15 protein-coding genes are annotated in these 17,413 nt (G+C 67.5%); 6 read left to right on the top strand and 9 right to left on the bottom strand.

Annotated elements, in window-relative coordinates:
- Nucleotides 1-3: 3 nt before the first annotated feature.
- Nucleotides 4-663, top strand: coding sequence for a glutathione S-transferase N-terminal domain-containing protein (locus QUV35_RS16820; RefSeq protein WP_300876737.1), 660 nt, complete (start codon nucleotides 4-6; stop codon nucleotides 661-663).
- A 14-nt stretch (nucleotides 664-677) separates the two neighbouring features.
- The gene (locus QUV35_RS16815) at nucleotides 678-2,966 is read left to right on the top strand and encodes an ATP-dependent DNA helicase (protein WP_300876734.1); all 2,289 of its coding nucleotides are present in this window, start codon (nucleotides 678-680) and stop codon (nucleotides 2,964-2,966) included.
- Between the two features lie 33 nt (nucleotides 2,967-2,999).
- On the opposite strand, the gene cbbX is transcribed toward QUV35_RS16815, so the two are convergent.
- The 4 genes from cbbX to QUV35_RS16795 form a co-directional block, all read right to left on the bottom strand.
- Nucleotides 3,000-3,956: a CbbX protein gene (gene cbbX / locus QUV35_RS16810; protein ID WP_300876731.1), complete on the bottom strand. Its 957-nt coding sequence runs from the start codon at nucleotides 3,954-3,956 to the stop codon at nucleotides 3,000-3,002.
- An 11-nt stretch (nucleotides 3,957-3,967) separates the two neighbouring features.
- Nucleotides 3,968-4,408 carry a ribulose bisphosphate carboxylase small subunit gene (locus QUV35_RS16805; RefSeq protein ID WP_300876728.1) on the bottom strand — a complete coding sequence of 147 codons (441 nt, stop codon included), beginning with the start codon at nucleotides 4,406-4,408 and terminating at the stop codon, nucleotides 3,968-3,970.
- A gap of 157 nt (nucleotides 4,409-4,565) precedes the next feature.
- Nucleotides 4,566-6,029 carry a form I ribulose bisphosphate carboxylase large subunit gene (locus QUV35_RS16800; RefSeq protein WP_300876725.1) on the bottom strand — a complete coding sequence of 488 codons (1,464 nt, stop codon included), beginning with the start codon at nucleotides 6,027-6,029 and terminating at the stop codon, nucleotides 4,566-4,568.
- 144 nt (nucleotides 6,030-6,173) lie between these two features.
- The gene (locus tag QUV35_RS16795) at nucleotides 6,174-7,484 is read right to left on the bottom strand and encodes a hemolysin family protein (protein WP_300876723.1); all 1,311 of its coding nucleotides are present in this window, start codon (nucleotides 7,482-7,484) and stop codon (nucleotides 6,174-6,176) included.
- Between the two features lie 9 nt (nucleotides 7,485-7,493).
- On the opposite strand from QUV35_RS16795, the gene QUV35_RS16790 reads away from it, so the two are divergent.
- Nucleotides 7,494-8,333, top strand: a complete 840-nt coding sequence (locus tag QUV35_RS16790; protein ID WP_300876720.1) for a symmetrical bis(5'-nucleosyl)-tetraphosphatase — start codon at nucleotides 7,494-7,496, stop codon at nucleotides 8,331-8,333.
- 29 nt (nucleotides 8,334-8,362) lie between these two features.
- Here the strand turns inward: QUV35_RS16790 and QUV35_RS16785 are convergent, their stop codons facing one another.
- The 4 genes from QUV35_RS16785 to dcd all read right to left on the bottom strand — a co-directional run bounded on the left by QUV35_RS16785 (nucleotide 8,363) and on the right by dcd (nucleotide 12,753).
- A complete protein-coding gene (locus QUV35_RS16785; RefSeq protein WP_300876717.1) occupies nucleotides 8,363-9,913 on the bottom strand; it encodes a DEAD/DEAH box helicase in 1,551 nt (516 codons plus the stop codon).
- A gap of 68 nt (nucleotides 9,914-9,981) precedes the next feature.
- Nucleotides 9,982-10,860, bottom strand: a complete 879-nt coding sequence (locus tag QUV35_RS16780; protein WP_300876714.1) for a neutral zinc metallopeptidase — start codon at nucleotides 10,858-10,860, stop codon at nucleotides 9,982-9,984.
- Between the two features lie 58 nt (nucleotides 10,861-10,918).
- Complete coding sequence (locus QUV35_RS16775; RefSeq protein ID WP_300876711.1) at nucleotides 10,919-12,022, bottom strand: fatty acid desaturase; 1,104 nt, start codon at nucleotides 12,020-12,022, stop codon at nucleotides 10,919-10,921.
- A 158-nt stretch (nucleotides 12,023-12,180) separates the two neighbouring features.
- Nucleotides 12,181-12,753 carry a dCTP deaminase gene (gene dcd, locus QUV35_RS16770; protein WP_300876708.1) on the bottom strand — a complete coding sequence of 191 codons (573 nt, stop codon included), beginning with the start codon at nucleotides 12,751-12,753 and terminating at the stop codon, nucleotides 12,181-12,183.
- A 124-nt stretch (nucleotides 12,754-12,877) separates the two neighbouring features.
- On the opposite strand from dcd, the gene QUV35_RS16765 reads away from it, so the two are divergent.
- From QUV35_RS16765 to QUV35_RS16755, 3 genes are read left to right on the top strand one after another with little or no spacing between them, the layout of a single operon-like run.
- Complete coding sequence (locus QUV35_RS16765; protein ID WP_300876704.1) at nucleotides 12,878-13,480, top strand: GbsR/MarR family transcriptional regulator; 603 nt, start codon at nucleotides 12,878-12,880, stop codon at nucleotides 13,478-13,480.
- Nucleotides 13,481-13,519: 39 nt separating this feature from the next.
- Nucleotides 13,520-14,887 carry a cytochrome ubiquinol oxidase subunit I gene (locus tag QUV35_RS16760; RefSeq protein ID WP_300876701.1) on the top strand — a complete coding sequence of 456 codons (1,368 nt, stop codon included), beginning with the start codon at nucleotides 13,520-13,522 and terminating at the stop codon, nucleotides 14,885-14,887.
- A gap of 25 nt (nucleotides 14,888-14,912) precedes the next feature.
- Nucleotides 14,913-15,911: a cytochrome d ubiquinol oxidase subunit II gene (locus QUV35_RS16755; RefSeq protein WP_300876698.1), complete on the top strand. Its 999-nt coding sequence runs from the start codon at nucleotides 14,913-14,915 to the stop codon at nucleotides 15,909-15,911.
- A gap of 157 nt (nucleotides 15,912-16,068) precedes the next feature.
- Here the strand turns inward: QUV35_RS16755 and guaD are convergent, their stop codons facing one another.
- Complete coding sequence (guaD, locus tag QUV35_RS16750; protein WP_300876696.1) at nucleotides 16,069-17,349, bottom strand: guanine deaminase; 1,281 nt, start codon at nucleotides 17,347-17,349, stop codon at nucleotides 16,069-16,071.
- Between the last annotated feature and the right edge of the window lie 64 nt (nucleotides 17,350-17,413).

The raw sequence follows: 17,413 nt of genomic DNA, 5'->3' as shown, positions 1-17,413 counted from the left end.
GCTGTGCTGCCCATCCTGTATTCCTTCCGCCGCTGCCCCTACGCCATCCGCGCCCGCCTCGCGCTGTGCCAGGCCGGCGTGGCGGTGCAACTGCGCGAGGTGGTGCTGTCGGACAAGCCGGCCGACCTGCTGGCGGCTTCGGCAGCGGGCACCGTGCCGGTGCTGCAGTTCGTGCACGGCGAGGTGATCGCCCACAGCCGCGAAATCATGCAGTGGGCGCTGGAGCAACACGATGCCGACGGCTGGCTCGAACGCGCCGGCGCGCCCGGGCTGCGCGCACTGGTCGATCTCTGCGACGGCGACTTCAAGCAGGCCCTCGATCGCTACAAATACGCCGATCGCCACCCCGGGCGCAGCGCCGGCGCGTGGCGCGACCAGGCGGTGGCCTGCCTCGTCGAGCCGCTGGAGGCGCGGCTCGCCCGCTCACCCCAGCTCGGTGGAGATCGTCCCTGCCTGGTGGACGCCGCGATCTTCCCGTTCGTGCGCCAGTTCGCCGGGGTGGACGCCGCCTGGTGGGCCGCCTCGCCGTGGGCCGCCACGCGGCGCTGGCACGATGCCTGGGCCGGTGGTGCGCTGATGGCGCAGGCCATGCTGCGGGTGCCGCGCTGGCGACCCGGAGATCCGCCAACGCTGTTCCCTGCCGCCGCGCCGGCCACGCCGTGAACGCCGGAACCTTGATGTCAACGGACGACCCGCCGGAGGGGCTGCGGGTGGCCGTGCGCGTGCTGTGCGCCTTCACCGCCCAGGCCGGTGATCTCGACCTGCGCTTCACGCCCTCGCCCAGCGCGCAGGATGGCGTGGCCGGCCACGACACCGTGACCGCGCGCCGCCCCGCGCCCTGGCAGCGCGAGCTGCCGCTGGCCTCGCGCTGCGGCGATTTGCTGGTGCAGGGCCGGGCCGACGGCTTCGACCCGGTGGCACCGCGGCTGGAAGAGATCAAGACCCACCGCGGCGACGTGGCGCTGGTGCGCGGGAACCACCGCGCCCTGCACCTGGCCCAGGCCCGTGTCTACGCCTGGATGCTGTGTGAACAGCTCGGCCTGGCGCGCATCGAGGTGGCGCTGGTGTACTTCAACATCGACACCCAGGTCGAGACCGTGCTGGTGAACTGGCAGACGGCCGACGAACTGCGCGAGCACTTCAACACCCTGTGCGCGCGTTACCTGGGCTGGGCACGCAGCGAGCAGGCCCACCGGCGCGCGCGCGACGCGCAACTGCAGGCGCTGGCCTTTCCCTTCGACGGTTTTCGCGCCGGCCAGCGCGATCTGGCGGTCGCCACCTGGCGCACGCACCACCACGGCCGGCACCTGCTGGCGCAAGCGCCCACCGGCATCGGCAAGACCGTGGCCACGCTGTTCGGCGCACTCAAGGCCATGCCCGCACAAGGCACCGACAAACTGCTCTACCTGACCGCCAAAACGCCCGGTCGCCAGCTCGCCCTCGACGCCCTGCGGCACTTGCAGCCGCAGGACGGCACCGCGCGCCTGCGGGTGCTGGAGCGGGTGGCGCGCGAGAAAGCCTGCGAACACCCCGACAAGGCCTGCCACGGCGAGTCCTGCCCGCTGGCGCAGGGCTTCTACGACCGGCTGCCGCAGGCCCGCGAGGAGGCTGCGCAGTCGGCCTGGCTGGACCGCGCAAGCCTGCGCAGCGTGGCACTGAAGCACGGCGTGTGTCCCTACTACCTGGGGCAGGACATGCTGCGCTGGAGCGACGTGGTGGTGGGCGACTTCAACCATTTCTTCGATCTCGGCGCGCACGCCTGGGCGTTGACCGTGGGCGAGCCCTGGCGGGTCGGGCTGCTGCTCGACGAGGCGCACAACCTGATCGAACGCACGCGCCTGATGTACAGCGCCGAGCTCGATCCGCTGTCGCTCGCCGCGTTGCGCAAGGCAGCACCGGCGGGCCTGAAAGCCTCGCTGGACCGCCTGCACCGTTTCTGGGGCACGCTGGCCCGCCCCGCGGCGGGCGCGCAGTTGCTGTTGAACGAGCTCCCCGACGGTCTGGTGGGTGCGCTGCAGCGCCACGCCGCCGACCTGTCGGAGCACCTGGCGCAGGACGCCGGCGCACCCGATGCGCGCGTGCAGGCCTGGCTGTTCGAGGTGCTGCACTTTGTGCGCGTGGCCGAGGTGTTCGGCGATCACTCGCTGGTGGAGATCACCCAGGCCGGCGCGGCCGTCCGGGCCCGCGCGGCGCGCGCCCGGCTGGCCATCCGCAACCTGGTGCCGGCGCCCCACCTGGTGCCGCGCTGGCAGGCCGCGCACAGCGCCACGCTGTTTTCGGCCACGCTCAGCCCCATGGACCACACGATCCGGCTGCTCGGCCTGCCGAGCGACGTGGCGCGGCTGGACGTGCCTTCGCCGTTCGACCCGGCGCAACTCAAGGTGCAGGTCATGCCGCACCTCTCGACCCGCTTCAACGACCGTGCCGCCTCGCTGGACGCGGTGGTCGCCGTGATGGCGGCGCAGTACCACGCGCAGCCGGGCAACTACCTCGCTTTCTTCAGCAGCTTCGACTACCTGCAGCAGGTGCTCGCGCGGCTGGGCTTGAGCCACCCGGACATTGCCGTCTGGTCGCAGTCGCGCGGCATGGCCGAGGCCGATCGTGACGCCTTCATCGCGCGCTTCACCGCGCACAGCCAGGGCATCGGCTTTGCCGTGCTGGGCGGCGCCTTTGGCGAGGGCATCGACCTGCCGGGCCGGCGGCTGATCGGCGCCTTCATCGCCACACTGGGCCTGCCGCAGGTGAACCCGCTGAACGAAGCGCTGCGGGCGCGGTTGCAGGCGGGTGGCGGCCGCGGCTACGACCACGCCTACCTGTTCCCGGGCCTGCAGAAAGTGGTGCAGGCCGCCGGGCGCGTGATCCGCGGACCCGACGACCACGGCGTGGTGGTGCTGATGGACGACCGTTTCACCCGCCCCGAGGTGCGCGCCCTGTTGCCACCCTGGTGGCGCATCGAGCCGGGGTGATGCGATGGCGCCCGGGCAGCGCCCTGCCCGGCTTCAGCCGGGGTCTGCCGCGCTGAACAGCCGGCTGGCCAGGATGTCGGCCGGCATCAGGGTGGTGAGGTCGTCGCGGGTGAGTTCGCGGTCGCGGTCGACAAACAGGCGGCTGGCCTGGCGCAACCGCGCGCGGTCGAGCGCGTTGCGCACGCTGCGCGCGTTCGCGAAGTGCGGCAGCGGTATGCGGCGCTGCAGGTAGCGCTCGAACACCTCGCGCGCACCGTCACCGAAGCGGTAGTTCATGGTGCCGAGCATGCGGTCGGCGATGTCGAGCAGCTCGCCCTGACCGTAGTCCGGAAAGTCGAGGTGGTGCGCGATGCGCGAGGACAGGCCCGGGTTGGACTTGAAGAAGGTGTCCATGCGGTCCTTGTAGCCCGCCACGATGACCACCAGGTCGTCGCGCTGGTTCTCCATCACCTGCAGCAGGATCTCGATCGCCTCCTGGCCGTAGTCGCGCTCGTTCTCGGGGCGGTAGAGGTAGTAGGCCTCGTCGATGAAGAGCACGCCACCCATGGCTTTCTTCAGCACCTCCTTCGTCTTCGGCGCCGTGTGGCCGATGTACTGGCCCACCAGATCGTCGCGCGTGACGCTCACCACATGACCTTTTCGCACATAGCCCAGGCGGTGCAGGATTTCTGCCATGCGCATGGCCACCGTGGTCTTGCCGGTGCCGGGGTTGCCGGTGAAGCTCATGTGCAGCGACGGCGTCTGGGCCTGCAGGCCCAGGTTGAGTCGCAGCTTGTCGACCACCAGCAGGGCTGCGATGTCGCGGATGCGCGCCTTCACCGGCGCGAGTCCGATGAGGTCGCGGTCCAGTTCGTCCATGACCGCCTCGACCTGGCTCTGGGCCAGCACCTCGTTGACGGTGCGCGCACCGCTGTCGCCGACAGCCGCGGTCGGCGCTGGTGACGCCGCTGGCGCCGCCGCCCCCGGGATGTTGTAGCTCGGTGCGTTCATGGCCCGACCGCTCACTGGCCGTAGCGCTCGCTCTCGGGCGTGTCGGTGGCGTAGCTGTGCACCGTGTAACGCATCGAGCGGCCCCCGACCTCCTGGCGCGAGAGACCGAAGCCCGGCTCGGTGGCCGGCCGGTTGACGATGAAGCTCATCACGATCGACTCGGTGTTGCGCGTCGAGTCGAAGGCCATCATGCGGATGTAGTGGTTCGGAAAGGTCTTGCGGCAGGCGTGCAGTTCAACCATCACGCCGGCCGCGTCCTTCATGTCGAACATCGGGTTGCCGAACATCTCCCAGTAGGTGTTGCGCGGGTGCGGGTCGTCGGTGTATTCGACGCTCCAGGCATAGCCCTTCTTCAGGCCGTACTCGATCTGCATCGCGATCTCGGCATCGGTGAGGTCGGGCAAAAAGCTGAACTGGCCTTGCGTGAGGCGGCCGGTGGGGTTGGTCATCATGGTGGGTAGCTCCGGAAAACAGGTCAAAGACGTTGGCGTGAGGTGGCGCTCATCCAGAGGCACCGAGGATCCGGCTGCGCCGGTCCCAGGTGCCGTCCCCCTCCCGCCGAAGGCGAGAGAGGGGGAAGCCGCGCAGCGGGGCAGGGGGTGCTTTCGTTCACGCCACAGATGGCGTGACGGCGTAGTCCGACGTGTCGGTGCTGGTGTAGTTGAAGCTGATCTCGCCCCAGGTGTCGAGCGCGGCCTTCAGCGGGCTGCAGCCTTCAGCCGCCTTGCGCAGGATGCTCGGGCCTTCTTCGAGGATGTTCTTGCCCTCGTTGCGCGCCTTGACCATGCATTCGAGCGCCACGCGGTTGGCCACGGCGCCGGCCTGGATGCCCTGCGGGTGGCCGATGGTGCCGCCACCGAACTGCAACACCACGTCGTCGCCGAAGAGGTCGATCAGCTGGTGCATCTGGCCGGCGTGAATGCCGCCCGAGGCCACCGGCATCACCTTCTTCAGGTCGGCCCAGTCCTGGTCGAAGAACAGGCCGCGCTGCAGATCGGTTTTGGTGTAGCTGTCGCGGCAGACGTTGTAGTAGCCCTGCACCGTCATCGGATCGCCCTCGAGCTTGCCGACCGCGGTACCGGTGTGCAGGTGGTCGCAGCCCGCCAGGCGCAGCCATTTGGCGATCACGCGGAAGCTCACGCCGTGGTTCTTCTGGCGCGTGTAGGTGCCATGACCGGCGCGGTGCATGTGCATGATCATGTCGTTGGCGCGGCACCACTCGGCCATGCTCTGGATCGCGGTGTAGCCGATCACCAGGTCAACCATCACGATCACGCTGCCGAGTTCCTTGGCGAAGTCGGCGCGGCGGTACATCTCCTCCATCGTGCCGGCCGTCACGTTGAGGTAGCTGCCCTTGACCTCACCCGTGGCTGCGCTGGCCTTGTTGACCGCGTCCATCACGTACAGGAAACGGTCGCGCCAGTGCATGAAGGGCTGCGAGTTGATGTTCTCGTCGTCCTTCATGAAGTCCAGGCCGCCCTTGAGGCCCTCGTACACCACGCGCCCGTAGTTGCGGCCCGACAGGCCCAGCTTGGGTTTGGTGGTGGCGCCCAGCAGCGGACGACCGAACTTGTCCAGGCGCTCGCGCTCGACCACCAGGCCGGTGGGCGGGCCCTTGAAGGTCTTGACGTAGGCCACCGGCACCCGGATGTCTTCCAGGCGCGCGGCCTTCAGCGGTTTGAAGCTGAACACGTTGCCGATCAGGCTGGCCGTCATGTTGGCGATCGAGCCTTCCTCGAACAGGATCAGGTCGTAGGCGACCCAGGCGAAATACTCACCCGGGCGCCCGGGCACCGGCTCGACCTTGTAGGCCTTGGCGCGGTAGCTGTCGCAGGCCGTCAGGCGATCGGTCCACACCACGGTCCAGGTCGCGGTGCTCGATTCACCGGCCACCGCGGCGGCCGCTTCCACCGGGTCCACGCCGTCCTGCGGCGTGATGCGGAACAGGCACAGCGTGTCGGTTTCCTTGATTTCGTAGTCGGGCTGCCAGTAGCCCATCTGGCGGTACTTGAGCACGCCGGCGCTGTAGCGTTTTTTGGCATCGGTGATGATGCTGTTGGTGGTGTCGGTCACGTGGTCTCCTGGGGTCGGTTGTCAAACACAACCCGACTGTAGGAACGACGTCGACTAAGGTAAATTCAAACCTGCTGGCAGGTCAGTTAAGAAATGCTTAACTGACGTCGGCTGCATCGCGACCGGTCGCCCGATCAAGACCGGTCAGCCGTCGGTTGGCGCCGCGAGGTCGGCTGGCGGCAGGCGCGAGATCAGCACCTGGTCGATGCGCCGGCCGTCCAGCACCAGCACCTCGAAGCGCCAGCCCGCGCATTCCACGCTGTCGGCCTGCGCCAGCATGTCCCCGGCCACCGTCTGCATGAGACCGGCCACGGTGTTGTAGCGGCCCTTGTCCTCGTCGGGCAGCTCGTCGATGTCCAGGCGCGACTTGAGTTCGGCCACCGGCATGGCACCGTCGATCAGCCACGCGCCGTCTTCGCGTTGCGTGGCCCAGGCGTCCAGTGCGGTGTGCGGGGAGAGCTCGCCGGTGATGGCCTCGAGCATGTCCAGCGGCGTGAGCAGGCCTTGCACCACGCCGTATTCGTCGACCACGAACACCATGCGGGTGGCGCGCGCGCGAAACTGTTCCAGCAGCTCCATGCCGCTGAGGGTTTCAGGGACGAACACCGCGGGCTGCGCATGGCGCATCAGGGCTTCGTTGTTGTCTTCGGCCTGCAGCGCCAGCATGCGCGGCAGGTGGATCACGCCGACCACGTCGTCCAGCCCGCCGCGACACACCGGGTACCACGAGTGACCGGTGGTCCAGGCGCGCTGCACCGCCTCGTCGATGCTGTCCTGCGCGTCGAGCCACTGGATCTCGGAGCGCGGCACCATGATGGAGGTGAGCTGGCGGTCATCGAGCAGGAACACATTGCGCACCATCTGGTGCTCGTGCTCTTCGATGATGCCGGCGTCAACACCTTCCTCGAGGCTGGCGTTGATCTCTTCTTCGGTCACGTGCTGCACCGCGTTGGTGTCGATGCGCAGCAGCTTGAGCATGCCTTGCGTGGTCTGCGTGAGCAGCCACACAAAGGGCTTGGCCGCCGTCGCCACGAAAGTCATGGGGCGCGAGACCCAGCGCGACACCGCTTCGGGATACAGCTGGCCGATGCGCTTGGGCACGAGTTCGCCGAACACGATGGTGATGAAGGTGATGGTCACCACCACCACGGCGGTGGAGAGAACGTTGGCCGTGGCCTCGGTGAGGCCCTTGGCCTCCATCCACAGCCCCAGGTCACCGCTGAACGCGGCCTCGCCCACGATGCCGTTGAGCATGCCGATGGAGGTGATGCCGACCTGCACCGACGAGAGGAACTGCGTGGGGTTCTCGAGCAGCTTCAGAGCCGTGATGGAGCCCTTGTCTCCCACCTCGGCCATCGCCGCGAGACGGGCCTTGCGGCTGGAGGCCAGCGCCAGCTCGGACATGGCGAAAGCGCCATTGAGCAGCGTGAGAAAAACAATGAGGAGGATGTCCATAATCGGGCGATGTCACTCTACATGATCGGGGATGTCCAGGGCTGTGACGAAGCCCTGGGCCGTTTGCTGGATGAAATCGCGTTCTCCCCCAGCCGCGACACGCTGTACCTGCTGGGGGATCTGGTCAACCGGGGACCGGCTTCCCTGCAGGTCCTGCGCCGGCTCATCGCGCTCGAAGGCGCGGCGCACTGCCTGCTCGGCAACCACGACCTGCACCTGCTGGCCGCCGCCCATGGTGTGCGCAAGCCGCACCGCAACGACACCGTGGGCGACATCCTCGATGCACCCGACCGCGATGCCTTGCTCGACTGGCTGCGCCAGCGCCCGGTGGCGCTGTTCGAACACGGCTGGTTGATGGTGCACGCCGGCGTGCTGCCGCAGTGGGACCTGGCCGACACGATGGCACGCGCCCGCGAACTCGAGTCGGCGCTGCGCAGCGCCGACTGGACGTCATTCCTGAAGCAGATGTACGGCAACGAACCCGCCTTCTGGAGCGAATCCTTGCGCGGGGCCGACCGCCTGCGGGTGGTGGTCAACGCGTTCACGCGGCTGCGTTTCTGCACCGCGCAGGGCGTGATGGAATTCGCCACCACCGAGGGTGCCGACGGCGCACCGCCCGGCTTCATGCCGTGGTTCGACGTGCCGGGCCGGCGCACGGCCGGCGTGCCGGTGGCGTTTGGCCACTGGTCGACGCTGCGCGGTGTGCAGCGCGAAGGTGTTTTGCCGCTGGACACCGGCTGTGTGTGGGGTGGCTGCCTGACCGCTGCGCGCATGCTGGGATCTGCCGGCGAGGTGGAGCGCATCGCCGTGCGCTGCACGCAGGCGTTGAAGCCCGGCAAGACCGGCTGATCGCGCGGGCCAGCCGCACAGGGCAAGGCTCAGTCTTCCTGCACCGGTGCAGGCACCGGCTCAGGTGACGGCTCTGCCACCATGGGCACGGGTGCGCTCTTGAAGAGCGCGGGCACCTTCTTGCGCGACTTGATGTTGGGCGAGACGGTGCGTGCGGTGGGGCGCGACGAGGCCTCCCACGACGGCGGTGTTTCTCCGCTGGCGCTGGGCTCGTAGGGCTTGTCGAACAGCGGGTCGGCCGGGGCGCGCGGTGCACGCACCGGGCGGGTGGCTGCACCGGCGCGGGCTTCGCTGCGCACCTCGCGATCGCGCGGCGGGCGGCTCTCGCGCGATTCGCGGACCTCGCGGACCTCGCGGGAATCGCGGCGCTCGTCGGCACCTTCCGCCGCCTGCCACGCACGCTGGCCGTCGTTGAACCGACCGGCCGGGCGTTTGTCCGCCTCGAGCTCCAGCGCTTCGAGCTCCAGCTTCTTGCCAAGCAGCTTTTCCAGGTCGCCCATCAGGCGCGCGTCGCGTGCGCTCACGAACGACACCGCCAGGCCCGACGCGCCAGCGCGCCCGGTTCGGCCAATGCGGTGCACGTAGTCTTCGGCGTTGAACGGGATGTCGAAGTTGAACACCGCCGGCACGTCCTTGATGTCGAGACCGCGCGCGGCCACGTCGGTGCACACCAGCAGGTCCACCGCACCGCTCTTGAAGGCTTCCAGGGCTTTGAGGCGTTCATCCTGGCTCTTGTCGCCGTGCAGGGCGGTGGTGTTGAGACCCTCGCGCTCGAGCGACCTGGCCAGACGCGCGCAGCCCAGTTTGCTGTTGACGAACACAAAGGCCTGCTTGAGGCCGCGCTCGGCAAGGATCTTCTTGAGCACGCTGCGCTTGTCGTCGTCGTCCACGCTGTAGAAGTGCTGCTCGACCGTGGAAGCGGTGGCGTTGGAGCGCGCCACTTCGATCGTCACCGGGTCCTGCAGGTAGCTGCCGGCCAGGCGCTTGATCTCGCTGGAGAAGGTGGCCGAGAACAGCAGCGTGGTGCGCTGTTTGGGCAGGTACGACAGGATGCGCTGCAGGTCGGGCAGAAAGCCGATGTCGAGCATGCGGTCGGCCTCGTCCAGCACCACGTATTCGACCTGGTTGAGCACACAGTTCTTGGCTTCGATGTGGTCGAGCAGGCGCCCGGGCGTGGCCACCAGCACCTCGACGCCCTTTTTCAGCTCGGCGGTCTGCGGCTTCATGTCCATGCCGCCGAACACGACCATGCTTCGCAGCTGGGTGTACTTGGCGTAGAGCTTGACCTGCTCGGCCACCTGGTCGGCGAGTTCGCGCGTGGGCAGCAGCACCAGTGCGCGCACCGGGTGGCGTGCGGGCGAGGTGGACGCGTTCTCGTGCTTCATCATGCGCTGCAGCAGGGGCAGTGTGAAGGCCGCGGTTTTGCCGGTGCCGGTCTGGGCGGCGCCCATCACGTCACGGCCCTGCAGCACCACGGGAATCGCCTGCGCCTGGATCGGCGTCATGGTCTCGTAGCCCATTTCGGCCACGGCACGCTCGATGGCGGGAGAGAGGGACAGTTCGGAAAAGGATTGGGTCATGGGCATCAAAGTTAGCCCGTTATTGTCGCACTTTGACCGTTTTTCGCCCAACTCGGCCGGATCGTCACTCAGAGTGCTGCCGTCTTGAAGGTGTCACAGGCTTGGACACTGCCTGTCTTCAAACCGCTGTTGAACCAGCGTTGGCGCTGCTCGCTGGTGCCGTGGGTGAAGCTGTCGGGCACCACCTGGCCCTGGCTCTTGCGCTGCAGGGCGTCGTCGCCGATGGCGGCGGCCGCGTTCAGCGCCTCTTCCACGTCGCCCGGCTCCAGGATGTTGCCGGTCTTCTGGTTGTGGTGCGCCCAGATGCCGGCAAAACAGTCGGCCTGCAACTCGACACGCACCGACATGGCGTTGAACTCGCGCTGGCTGACCCGGCCGCGCATTTCGTCCATCTTGCCGGTGATGCCGAGCAGGTTCTGCACGTGGTGGCCCACCTCGTGGGCGATCACATAGGCCTGCGCGAAGTCGCCCGGCGCGCCCAGCTGGGTGCGAAGGGTGTCGTAAAAGCCCAGGTCGATGTAGACCTTCTGGTCGCCAGGGCAGTAAAACGGTCCCATCGCCGATTCACCGGTGCCACAGGCCGTGGGCGTGGCGCCGCGAAACAGCACCAGGCGCGGCTTCTGGTAGGTCGATCCGGCCTGCTGGAACATGGGGCCCCACACGTCTTCGGTGCCACCGAGCACCGAGGCCACGAAACGGCCCATGTCGTCGGTCGGGGCCTGGGCCGGGCCCTGGCGGCTTTCCACCTGGGCAGCCGGCGCCAGGTCGCCACCGCTGAGCGCGCCCAGGATGGTCATGGGATTGATGCCGAAGATCCAGCCGGCCACCAGCGCCACCGCGATGGTCCCCAGCCCGAGCTTGCGTCCGCCGCCACCGCCGAGGCCCCGCCCAGGGCTCGAGCGTCGGTCCTCGACCTGGTCGGACGCCCGGTTGTTTTCCCATTTCATGCTGCGTCTCCTGCGCAGCGGGAGTCGCTGCGCGGCCCATTATCCGGGCCGCCGGCGCTCAGGCGATGGCCGTGTGGCGGGGGCTGGTCTGGCGTCCCTTGAAGTCGGTCCAGCAGCGGCGCTCGAAGTCGTAGAGCTTGCAGCGACGCGCGGTGTCGAAATACCAGCGCCACGAGAACCGCTGCACGGTGATGCGGCCGGGCAAGGTGGTTTCCAGCAACTGCTGCGCGCCTTCGAGCTTGTAGAGCGGGATGCTCATGTCCACGTGGTGCGCGGTGTGCTCCATGATGTGGTGCAGCAGCGCACCGACGCGCATCGGGAAGGTCAGGTGCACGGTCGTTGACACAAAGGGCGCGGCGCGCGCCCAGGCGGCCTTGTCGTCGTGCCACTGCACGGCGGTGTGCGTGTGGTGCACGTAGACCACGAAGCCGATCATGGCGTTCCAGAACAGGAAGGGCACCACAAAGCCCAGGCCCACGAGCAAGGCGACGGACTGGCCGGTGGCCAGGGCCGCAGCCACCAGGGAGCCGATCCACACCGCGGCGGTGGCGATCACGATCACACCGTCCCGGACAAATTCGGCGCGCCGCGTGCCCAGGTAGGTCTTGCGTGGAAAGAACATGCGCTTCCACCACATCTCGATCAGGTAGTAGGCCGCGGGTCCCCAGCCGCTGCGGTAGAGCCGCTCGAGCCGGCGCTGCCCGGGACCCAGCGCATCGAACTCCGCGCGGGTCAGGGGTGCCCAGACGAAGTCCACCCCCTTGAGGTTGGTGTAGCCGTGGTGCACCACGTTGTGCCCCACTTCCCACAGGCTGTACGGCGTGAGCGAAGGCAGCATGGCGAGGCGCCCGAGCGCGCGGTTGAGTCCGCGGTGCGGCGTGTAGCTCTGGTGGCAGGCATCGTGGCCGATGATGAAGAGGCGCCCGATCATGAAGCCGGCCGCCAGGCCACACAGCAGCTTGGCCCACCAGGCCGACAGCAGCACCGTGCCCACCATGAGCGCGGCAAACACCGCCCAGTCGAGCACCAGCAAGGCGATGGCGCGCGCGGTGCGGCGTTCGACGATGGGGGCGAGCCAGCTGCGGATCACCTTGCGGTGCGGCAGGGGTTGACTGGCGGGGATGGGGTCGGGGAAAGCGGGAAAGACAGGACTGCTGGACATGGCGACCGATGCTATCGGTCCACTCCCCACAAGGCTTTGATGCAAGTCAAGCTACCGGCGGTGGAACGACAGTCCAGAACACCGCGGAACCGGCTTTGCCGGACCGCAGGTGTTGCCCCCTGAGGAGGTCGCGCGAAGCGCGGCGGGGGGACTCTTGCCTAAGCCTTGGGAAGGGTCACCCCGGTCTGTCCCTGGTACTTGCCGCCACGGTCCTTGTAGCTGACCTCGCAGACGTCGTCCTTGTCGCTCTCGAAGAACAACACCTGGGCACAACCCTCACCGGCGTAGATCTTGGCCGGCAGCGGCGTGGTGTTGCTGAACTCGAGCGTCACGTAGCCTTCCCATTCGGGCTCGAAGGGCGTCACGTTGACGATGATGCCGCAGCGCGCGTAGGTGCTTTTGCCCAGGCAGATGGTGAGCACGTTGCGCGGGATGCGGAAGTACTCCATGGTGCGCGCCAGCGCGAAGCTGTTCGGCGGAATCACGCAGACATCCTTGTTGATGTCGACAAAGCTGTTCTCGTCGAAGTTCTTCGGGTCCACCACCGTGCTGTGGATGTTGGTGAACACCTTGAATTCGGGTGCGCAGCGGATGTCGTAGCCGTAGCTGCTGGTGCCATAGCTGATGACCTTCTTGCCGTCCACCGAGCGCACCTGGCCGGGCTCGAAGGGTGAAATCAGGCCGTGTTCTTCGGCCATGCGGCGGATCCATTTGTCGCTTTTGATGCTCATGGTGCGCGATTGTAGGGATTCAGGCTCCGGCCCCGACGGACCGGCGCACCGGGATGACCCCATGTACTTTCCGGCATTTCAGTAATTACTGAAAACTCAAGCCGTCGCCGGTACAGTCACGCCCATGCCACTGCAAGACCACCTCCCACCCCTCAACCGCGAGTTCGTTGCCCACTTCGGGGAAATGGGCAGCAAATGGGGCATCAACCGCACCGTCGGCCAGATCTACGCCCTGCTCTACATCTCGCCCCAGGCGCTCAACGCCGACGACATCGCCGAGACGCTGGAGTTCTCGCGCTCGAACGTGAGCATGGGCCTCAAGGAACTGCAGGCCTGGCGTCTGGTGCGCCTGCGCCACCAGCCGGGCGACCGGCGCGAGTACTTCGAAGCCCCGGCCGACGTGTGGGAGATCTTCCGCGTGCTGGCCGAAGAGCGCCGCCGCCGCGAGGTGGAGCCCACGCTCTCGATGTTGCGCACCGCCCTGCTCGACACCCCCACGACCGACGCCGAGCGCCATGCGCAGGCCCGCATGCGCGAGATGCACGACCTGATCGACCGCCTCATGACCTGGTTCGACGACGTGCAGAAACTGGCGCCCGAGACCGCCATGCAGCTCATGGGCATGGGAACCACCGTGACCCGGGTGCTCGAGTTCAAGGACCGCCTCACTGGCAAGTCGCCGGCGCGCAAGACGCCCCCGAAAGACCCGCTCGACCACGCCGCCTGAGCCACCCACCGATCGATCCACCCGCACCAAAGACCCGCCATGGACGCCCTGATCCTGTCCCGCATCCAGTTCGCCGCCAACATCAGTTTTCACATCCTGTTCCCGACCATCACGATCGCGATGTGCTGGTTCCTGCTGTTCTTCCGGCTGCGCTTCATCAAGACACGCGACCCGGCGTGGGAAGAGGCGTACTACTTCTGGACCAAGGTGTTCGCGCTGACCTTCGCACTCGGCGTGGTCTCGGGCATCGTGATGAGCTTCCAGTTCGGCACCAACTGGCCGGGCTTCATGGAGAAGACCGGCAACATCTCGGGCCCCCTGCTGGGCTATGAGGTGCTGACCGCGTTCTTCCTGGAGGCCAGCTTCCTCGGCATCATGCTGTTCGGCCGCGGGCGGGTGTCGGAGCGCGTCCACCTCGCCGCCACCTTCCTGGTGGCGCTGGGCACGACCATGTCGGCGTTCTGGATCCTGAGCCTGAATTCGTGGCTGCAGACCCCCGCCGGTTACGAGATCGTCAACGGCCAGTTCTTCGCCACCGACTGGATGGCCGTGGTGTTCAACCCTTCGTTTCCCTACCGTCTGGCCCACAAGCTGCTGGCCTCGGCCCTCACCGCGTCGTTCCTGATCGCCGGCCTGTGCGCCTGGCAACTCATCAAGGGCAGCGCCACCGCCGGCACCCACAAGGCCATGCGCACGGCGCTGGTGGCCGCAGCGCTGGTGATCCCGATCCAGTTCGTCGCCGGTGACCTGCACGGCCTGAACACGCTGGAACACCAGCCCGCCAAGGTCGCGGCCATGGAGGGCATCTGGGACACCCAGAAGGGCGCGCCGCTCACGCTGTTCGGCATTCCGGACGAAGAGGCGGGCAAGACCCACTTCGCCATCCAGATTCCCAAGCTCGCCAGCCTGATCCTGGCGCACGACCTCGACGCAGAGATCCAGGGCATCAACGACTTCAAGGGAGCGCACCCGCCGGTGGCACCCGTGTTCTGGGCCTTCCGCGTGATGGTCGGCATGGGCACCCTGATGCTGGCAGTGGCGTGGTTCGCTGCCTGGCAGCTGTGGCGCAAGCGCCGCCAGATGGTCGACGGCAAGGTTCGCCTGCCCAAGCCGCTGCTGTGGGTGCTCGCGGGCATGACGTTCTCGGGCTGGGTGGCCACGCTCTCGGGCTGGTACGTCACCGAGATCGGTCGTCAGCCCTTCATGGTCTACGGGCTGCTGCGCACCAGCGAGATCGCCACCGACATCGCGCCCCCCATGATCGCGCTCACCCTCACGGCCTACCTGATCGTCTATGGCCTGCTGCTGGTCACCTACATCGGCGTGCTCAAGTACATGGCGGAGAACCCGTTCAAACATGCCCCTGTGCGGGGCAACAGCGCCGCGCTGGGCAAGGCTGGCGTTTGACCGAATCAAAACGGAAGCACGATTCATGACCTGGGCTGAACTCCTCCCCCTCATCTTCCTTGCCGTGATGGGCCTGGCCCTGCTGGCCTATGTGGTGCTGGACGGCTACGACCTGGGTGTCGGTCTGCTGCTGCCGCTGGCCAGTGAAAGCCAGAAGGACACCATGATCGCCAGCATCGGCCCGTTCTGGGACGCCAACGAAACCTGGCTGGTGCTCGGCGTGGGCGTGCTGCTGGTGGCGTTTCCGTTTGCCCACAGCCTGGTGCTCACCGCGCTCTACCTCCCGGTGGCCGTGATGCTGATCGGCCTGATCCTGCGCGGTGTGGCGTTCGACTTCCGGGTCAAGGCGCCGCTGCAATACAAGGACTTCTGGAACAAGGCCTTCTTCGCCGGTTCCCTGCTCGCCAGCAGCGCTCAGGGCTGGATGCTGGGCAGCTACATCACCGGCTTCGAGCCAGGCTGGCTCGGCCTGGCTTTCAGCCTGGGCATCGCCGTGACGCTGCCGGCCGCCTACATCCTGCTGGGCGCGGGCTGGCTGATCATGAAGACCGATGGCGATCTGCAGTTGCGCGCGGTGCGCTGGGCGCGGCGCGTGCTCTGGCCCATGGGCGCTGCCCTGCTGGCCATCTCGGCCGCCACGCCGCTGGTGAACCCGGCGGTGGTGGAGAAATGGTTCGGTGTGCCCGAGGTGTTCGCGCTGATGCCGGTGCCGCTGAGTTGCGCCATGGCATTCTTTGCGGTCCGCTGGGTGGTCACCCACCCCGAGGCGGTGAAGGCCGGTTACGGCTGGGTGGTGTTCGTGTCCACCGTGCTGATCTTCGTGCTGGCCTTCTTCGGACTGTCGTACAGCATCTACCCCGACATCGTGATCGGCCGCATGACGGTGTGGGAGGCGGCGATCGGCACCGAGGCGCTCACCGTGATCTTCATCGGCGTGGCCGTCACGCTGCCGGTGATCATTGCGTACACGATCTTCATATACCGCGTCTTTTGGGGCAAAGCCCGCGACCTCACCTATAACTGAGAGCTCCCCCCTGCGCCGCTGACGCGGGTTCGGCACTCCCCCCTGCGCCGCTGACGCGGCTTCCCCCCTCTCTGGCGCGCCTTCGGCGCTGGGAGGGGGGACGGCATCTGGGGCCGGCGCAGCCGGACCCTTGATGCCTCTTGGGTTTTGCGTTGCTTTACTGGCCGGCGATCACCGTGCGTTCGATCACCCGGTCGTCGCCCAGCACGATGAGTGCGAACAGCAGCTCATCAAGATGGCCAGCCTGCGCGGTCTTGCGCGCCAGCAGCGGCGTGGCTTTTGGATCGAGCACCACGAAGTCGGCCTCGTTGCCGGGCTGCAGGTTGCCCACCACACCGTCCAGACCGAGGGCTTTCGCCGCACCCGCCGTGTGCTGCCACCAGAGCTGGCCCGGTGTGAGGCTCAGGCCCACCTTGCTCTGGCCCTCGCGGCCCACGACGTAGGCCGCGAGCATGGTGTGGAACGGTGAGAAGCTGGTGCCGCCGCCCACGTCGCTGGCCAGGCCGTGGCCCATGCCGGCGGCGTCGGCCGCCGCAAAGTCGAAGAAGCCGCTGCCCAGAAACAGGTTGCTGGTCGGGCTCACCGCGGCCACCGCGCCGGTCTGCGCCATGAGGGCACGGTCGGCGGCGTCGAGGTGGATGCAGTGCGCGTACACCGCGCGCTCGCGCAGCAGGCCGAAGTCGCCGTAGACGCCCAGGTAGCTGCGCGACTGTGGAAACAGCTCGGCCGCCCAGCGCACTTCATCGAGGTTTTCCGCCACATGCGACTGGATCCACACATCGGGGTACTTCGCGGCCAGTTCGCCGGCGCCGCGCAACTGCGCGGGCGTGCTGGTGGGTGCGAAGCGCGGCGTGATCGCGTAGCCCAGGCGGTCCACGCCGTGCCAGCGCTGGATCAGCGCCTCGGTGTCGATCAGGCTCTGACCGGTGTCGTCGCGCACACCGTCCGGGCTGTGGCGGTCCTGCAGCACCTTGCCGGTGATGAAGCGCAGGCCGCGGCGCTGCGCTTCTTCAAACGCCGCGTTCACCGACGCCGGGTGCGAGGTGGCAAAGGTCAGCGCGGTGGTCACGCCATGGCGGGCCAGCTCGTCAAAAAAGAAACCCGCCACCTCGCCGGCGTGCCCGGCATCGTGAAAGCGCGATTCGTGAGGAAAGGTGTAGTTCTCCAGCCAGGGCAGCAGGCCGGCGGCGGGCGCGCCGATCACGTCGGTCTGCGGGTAATGGATGTGCATGTCCACGAATCCCGGCGCAATGATCCTGCCGCGCAGGTCTTCCACCGCCACACCGGGGAAACGGTCGATCAGCGCGGCGTGGTCGCCCACGGCGCGCACGACCGACCGACCTTTCGCGTCCGGCCCCACGACCAGCAGGCCATCGGCCTCGAACACGGGAGACTGGTCGTCGGCAAAACGCAGGATGGACGCTCGGTAGGCTTTCATGGGCAAGAGCTTAGGGCAACGATGATTAAGTTCAAGCTGGCCCACGACTTGCATGTCGACATGC

The organism is Hydrogenophaga sp. (assembly GCF_030373225.1).
GTDB lineage: Bacteria > Pseudomonadota > Gammaproteobacteria > Burkholderiales > Burkholderiaceae_C > Hydrogenophaga.
The sequence above is the reverse complement of the archived record's forward strand: the minus strand, read 5'-3'. Positions and strand labels throughout refer to the sequence as shown.

Bases quoted from the DNA above. Each gene is read 5' to 3' on its own strand.
- QUV35_RS16795 (WP_300876723.1), bottom strand. From the start codon at position 7,484: ATGGACATCCTCCTCATTGTTTTTCTCACGCTGCTCAATGGCGCTTTC.
- guaD (WP_300876696.1), bottom strand. From the start codon at position 17,349: ATGAAAGCCTACCGAGCGTCCATCCTGCGTTTTGCCGACGACCAGTCT.
- QUV35_RS16790 (WP_300876720.1), top strand. From the start codon at position 7,494: ATGTCACTCTACATGATCGGGGATGTCCAGGGCTGTGACGAAGCCCTG.
- QUV35_RS16780 (WP_300876714.1), bottom strand. From the start codon at position 10,860: ATGAAATGGGAAAACAACCGGGCGTCCGACCAGGTCGAGGACCGACGC.
- QUV35_RS16755 (WP_300876698.1), top strand. From the start codon at position 14,913: ATGACCTGGGCTGAACTCCTCCCCCTCATCTTCCTTGCCGTGATGGGC.
- QUV35_RS16805 (WP_300876728.1), bottom strand. From the start codon at position 4,408: ATGATGACCAACCCCACCGGCCGCCTCACGCAAGGCCAGTTCAGCTTT.
- QUV35_RS16760 (WP_300876701.1), top strand. From the start codon at position 13,520: ATGGACGCCCTGATCCTGTCCCGCATCCAGTTCGCCGCCAACATCAGT.
- QUV35_RS16815 (WP_300876734.1), top strand. From the start codon at position 678: ATGTCAACGGACGACCCGCCGGAGGGGCTGCGGGTGGCCGTGCGCGTG.
- dcd (WP_300876708.1), bottom strand. From the start codon at position 12,753: ATGAGCATCAAAAGCGACAAATGGATCCGCCGCATGGCCGAAGAACAC.
- cbbX (WP_300876731.1), bottom strand. From the start codon at position 3,956: ATGAACGCACCGAGCTACAACATCCCGGGGGCGGCGGCGCCAGCGGCG.
- QUV35_RS16765 (WP_300876704.1), top strand. From the start codon at position 12,878: ATGCCACTGCAAGACCACCTCCCACCCCTCAACCGCGAGTTCGTTGCC.
- QUV35_RS16775 (WP_300876711.1), bottom strand. From the start codon at position 12,022: ATGTCCAGCAGTCCTGTCTTTCCCGCTTTCCCCGACCCCATCCCCGCC.
- QUV35_RS16785 (WP_300876717.1), bottom strand. From the start codon at position 9,913: ATGACCCAATCCTTTTCCGAACTGTCCCTCTCTCCCGCCATCGAGCGT.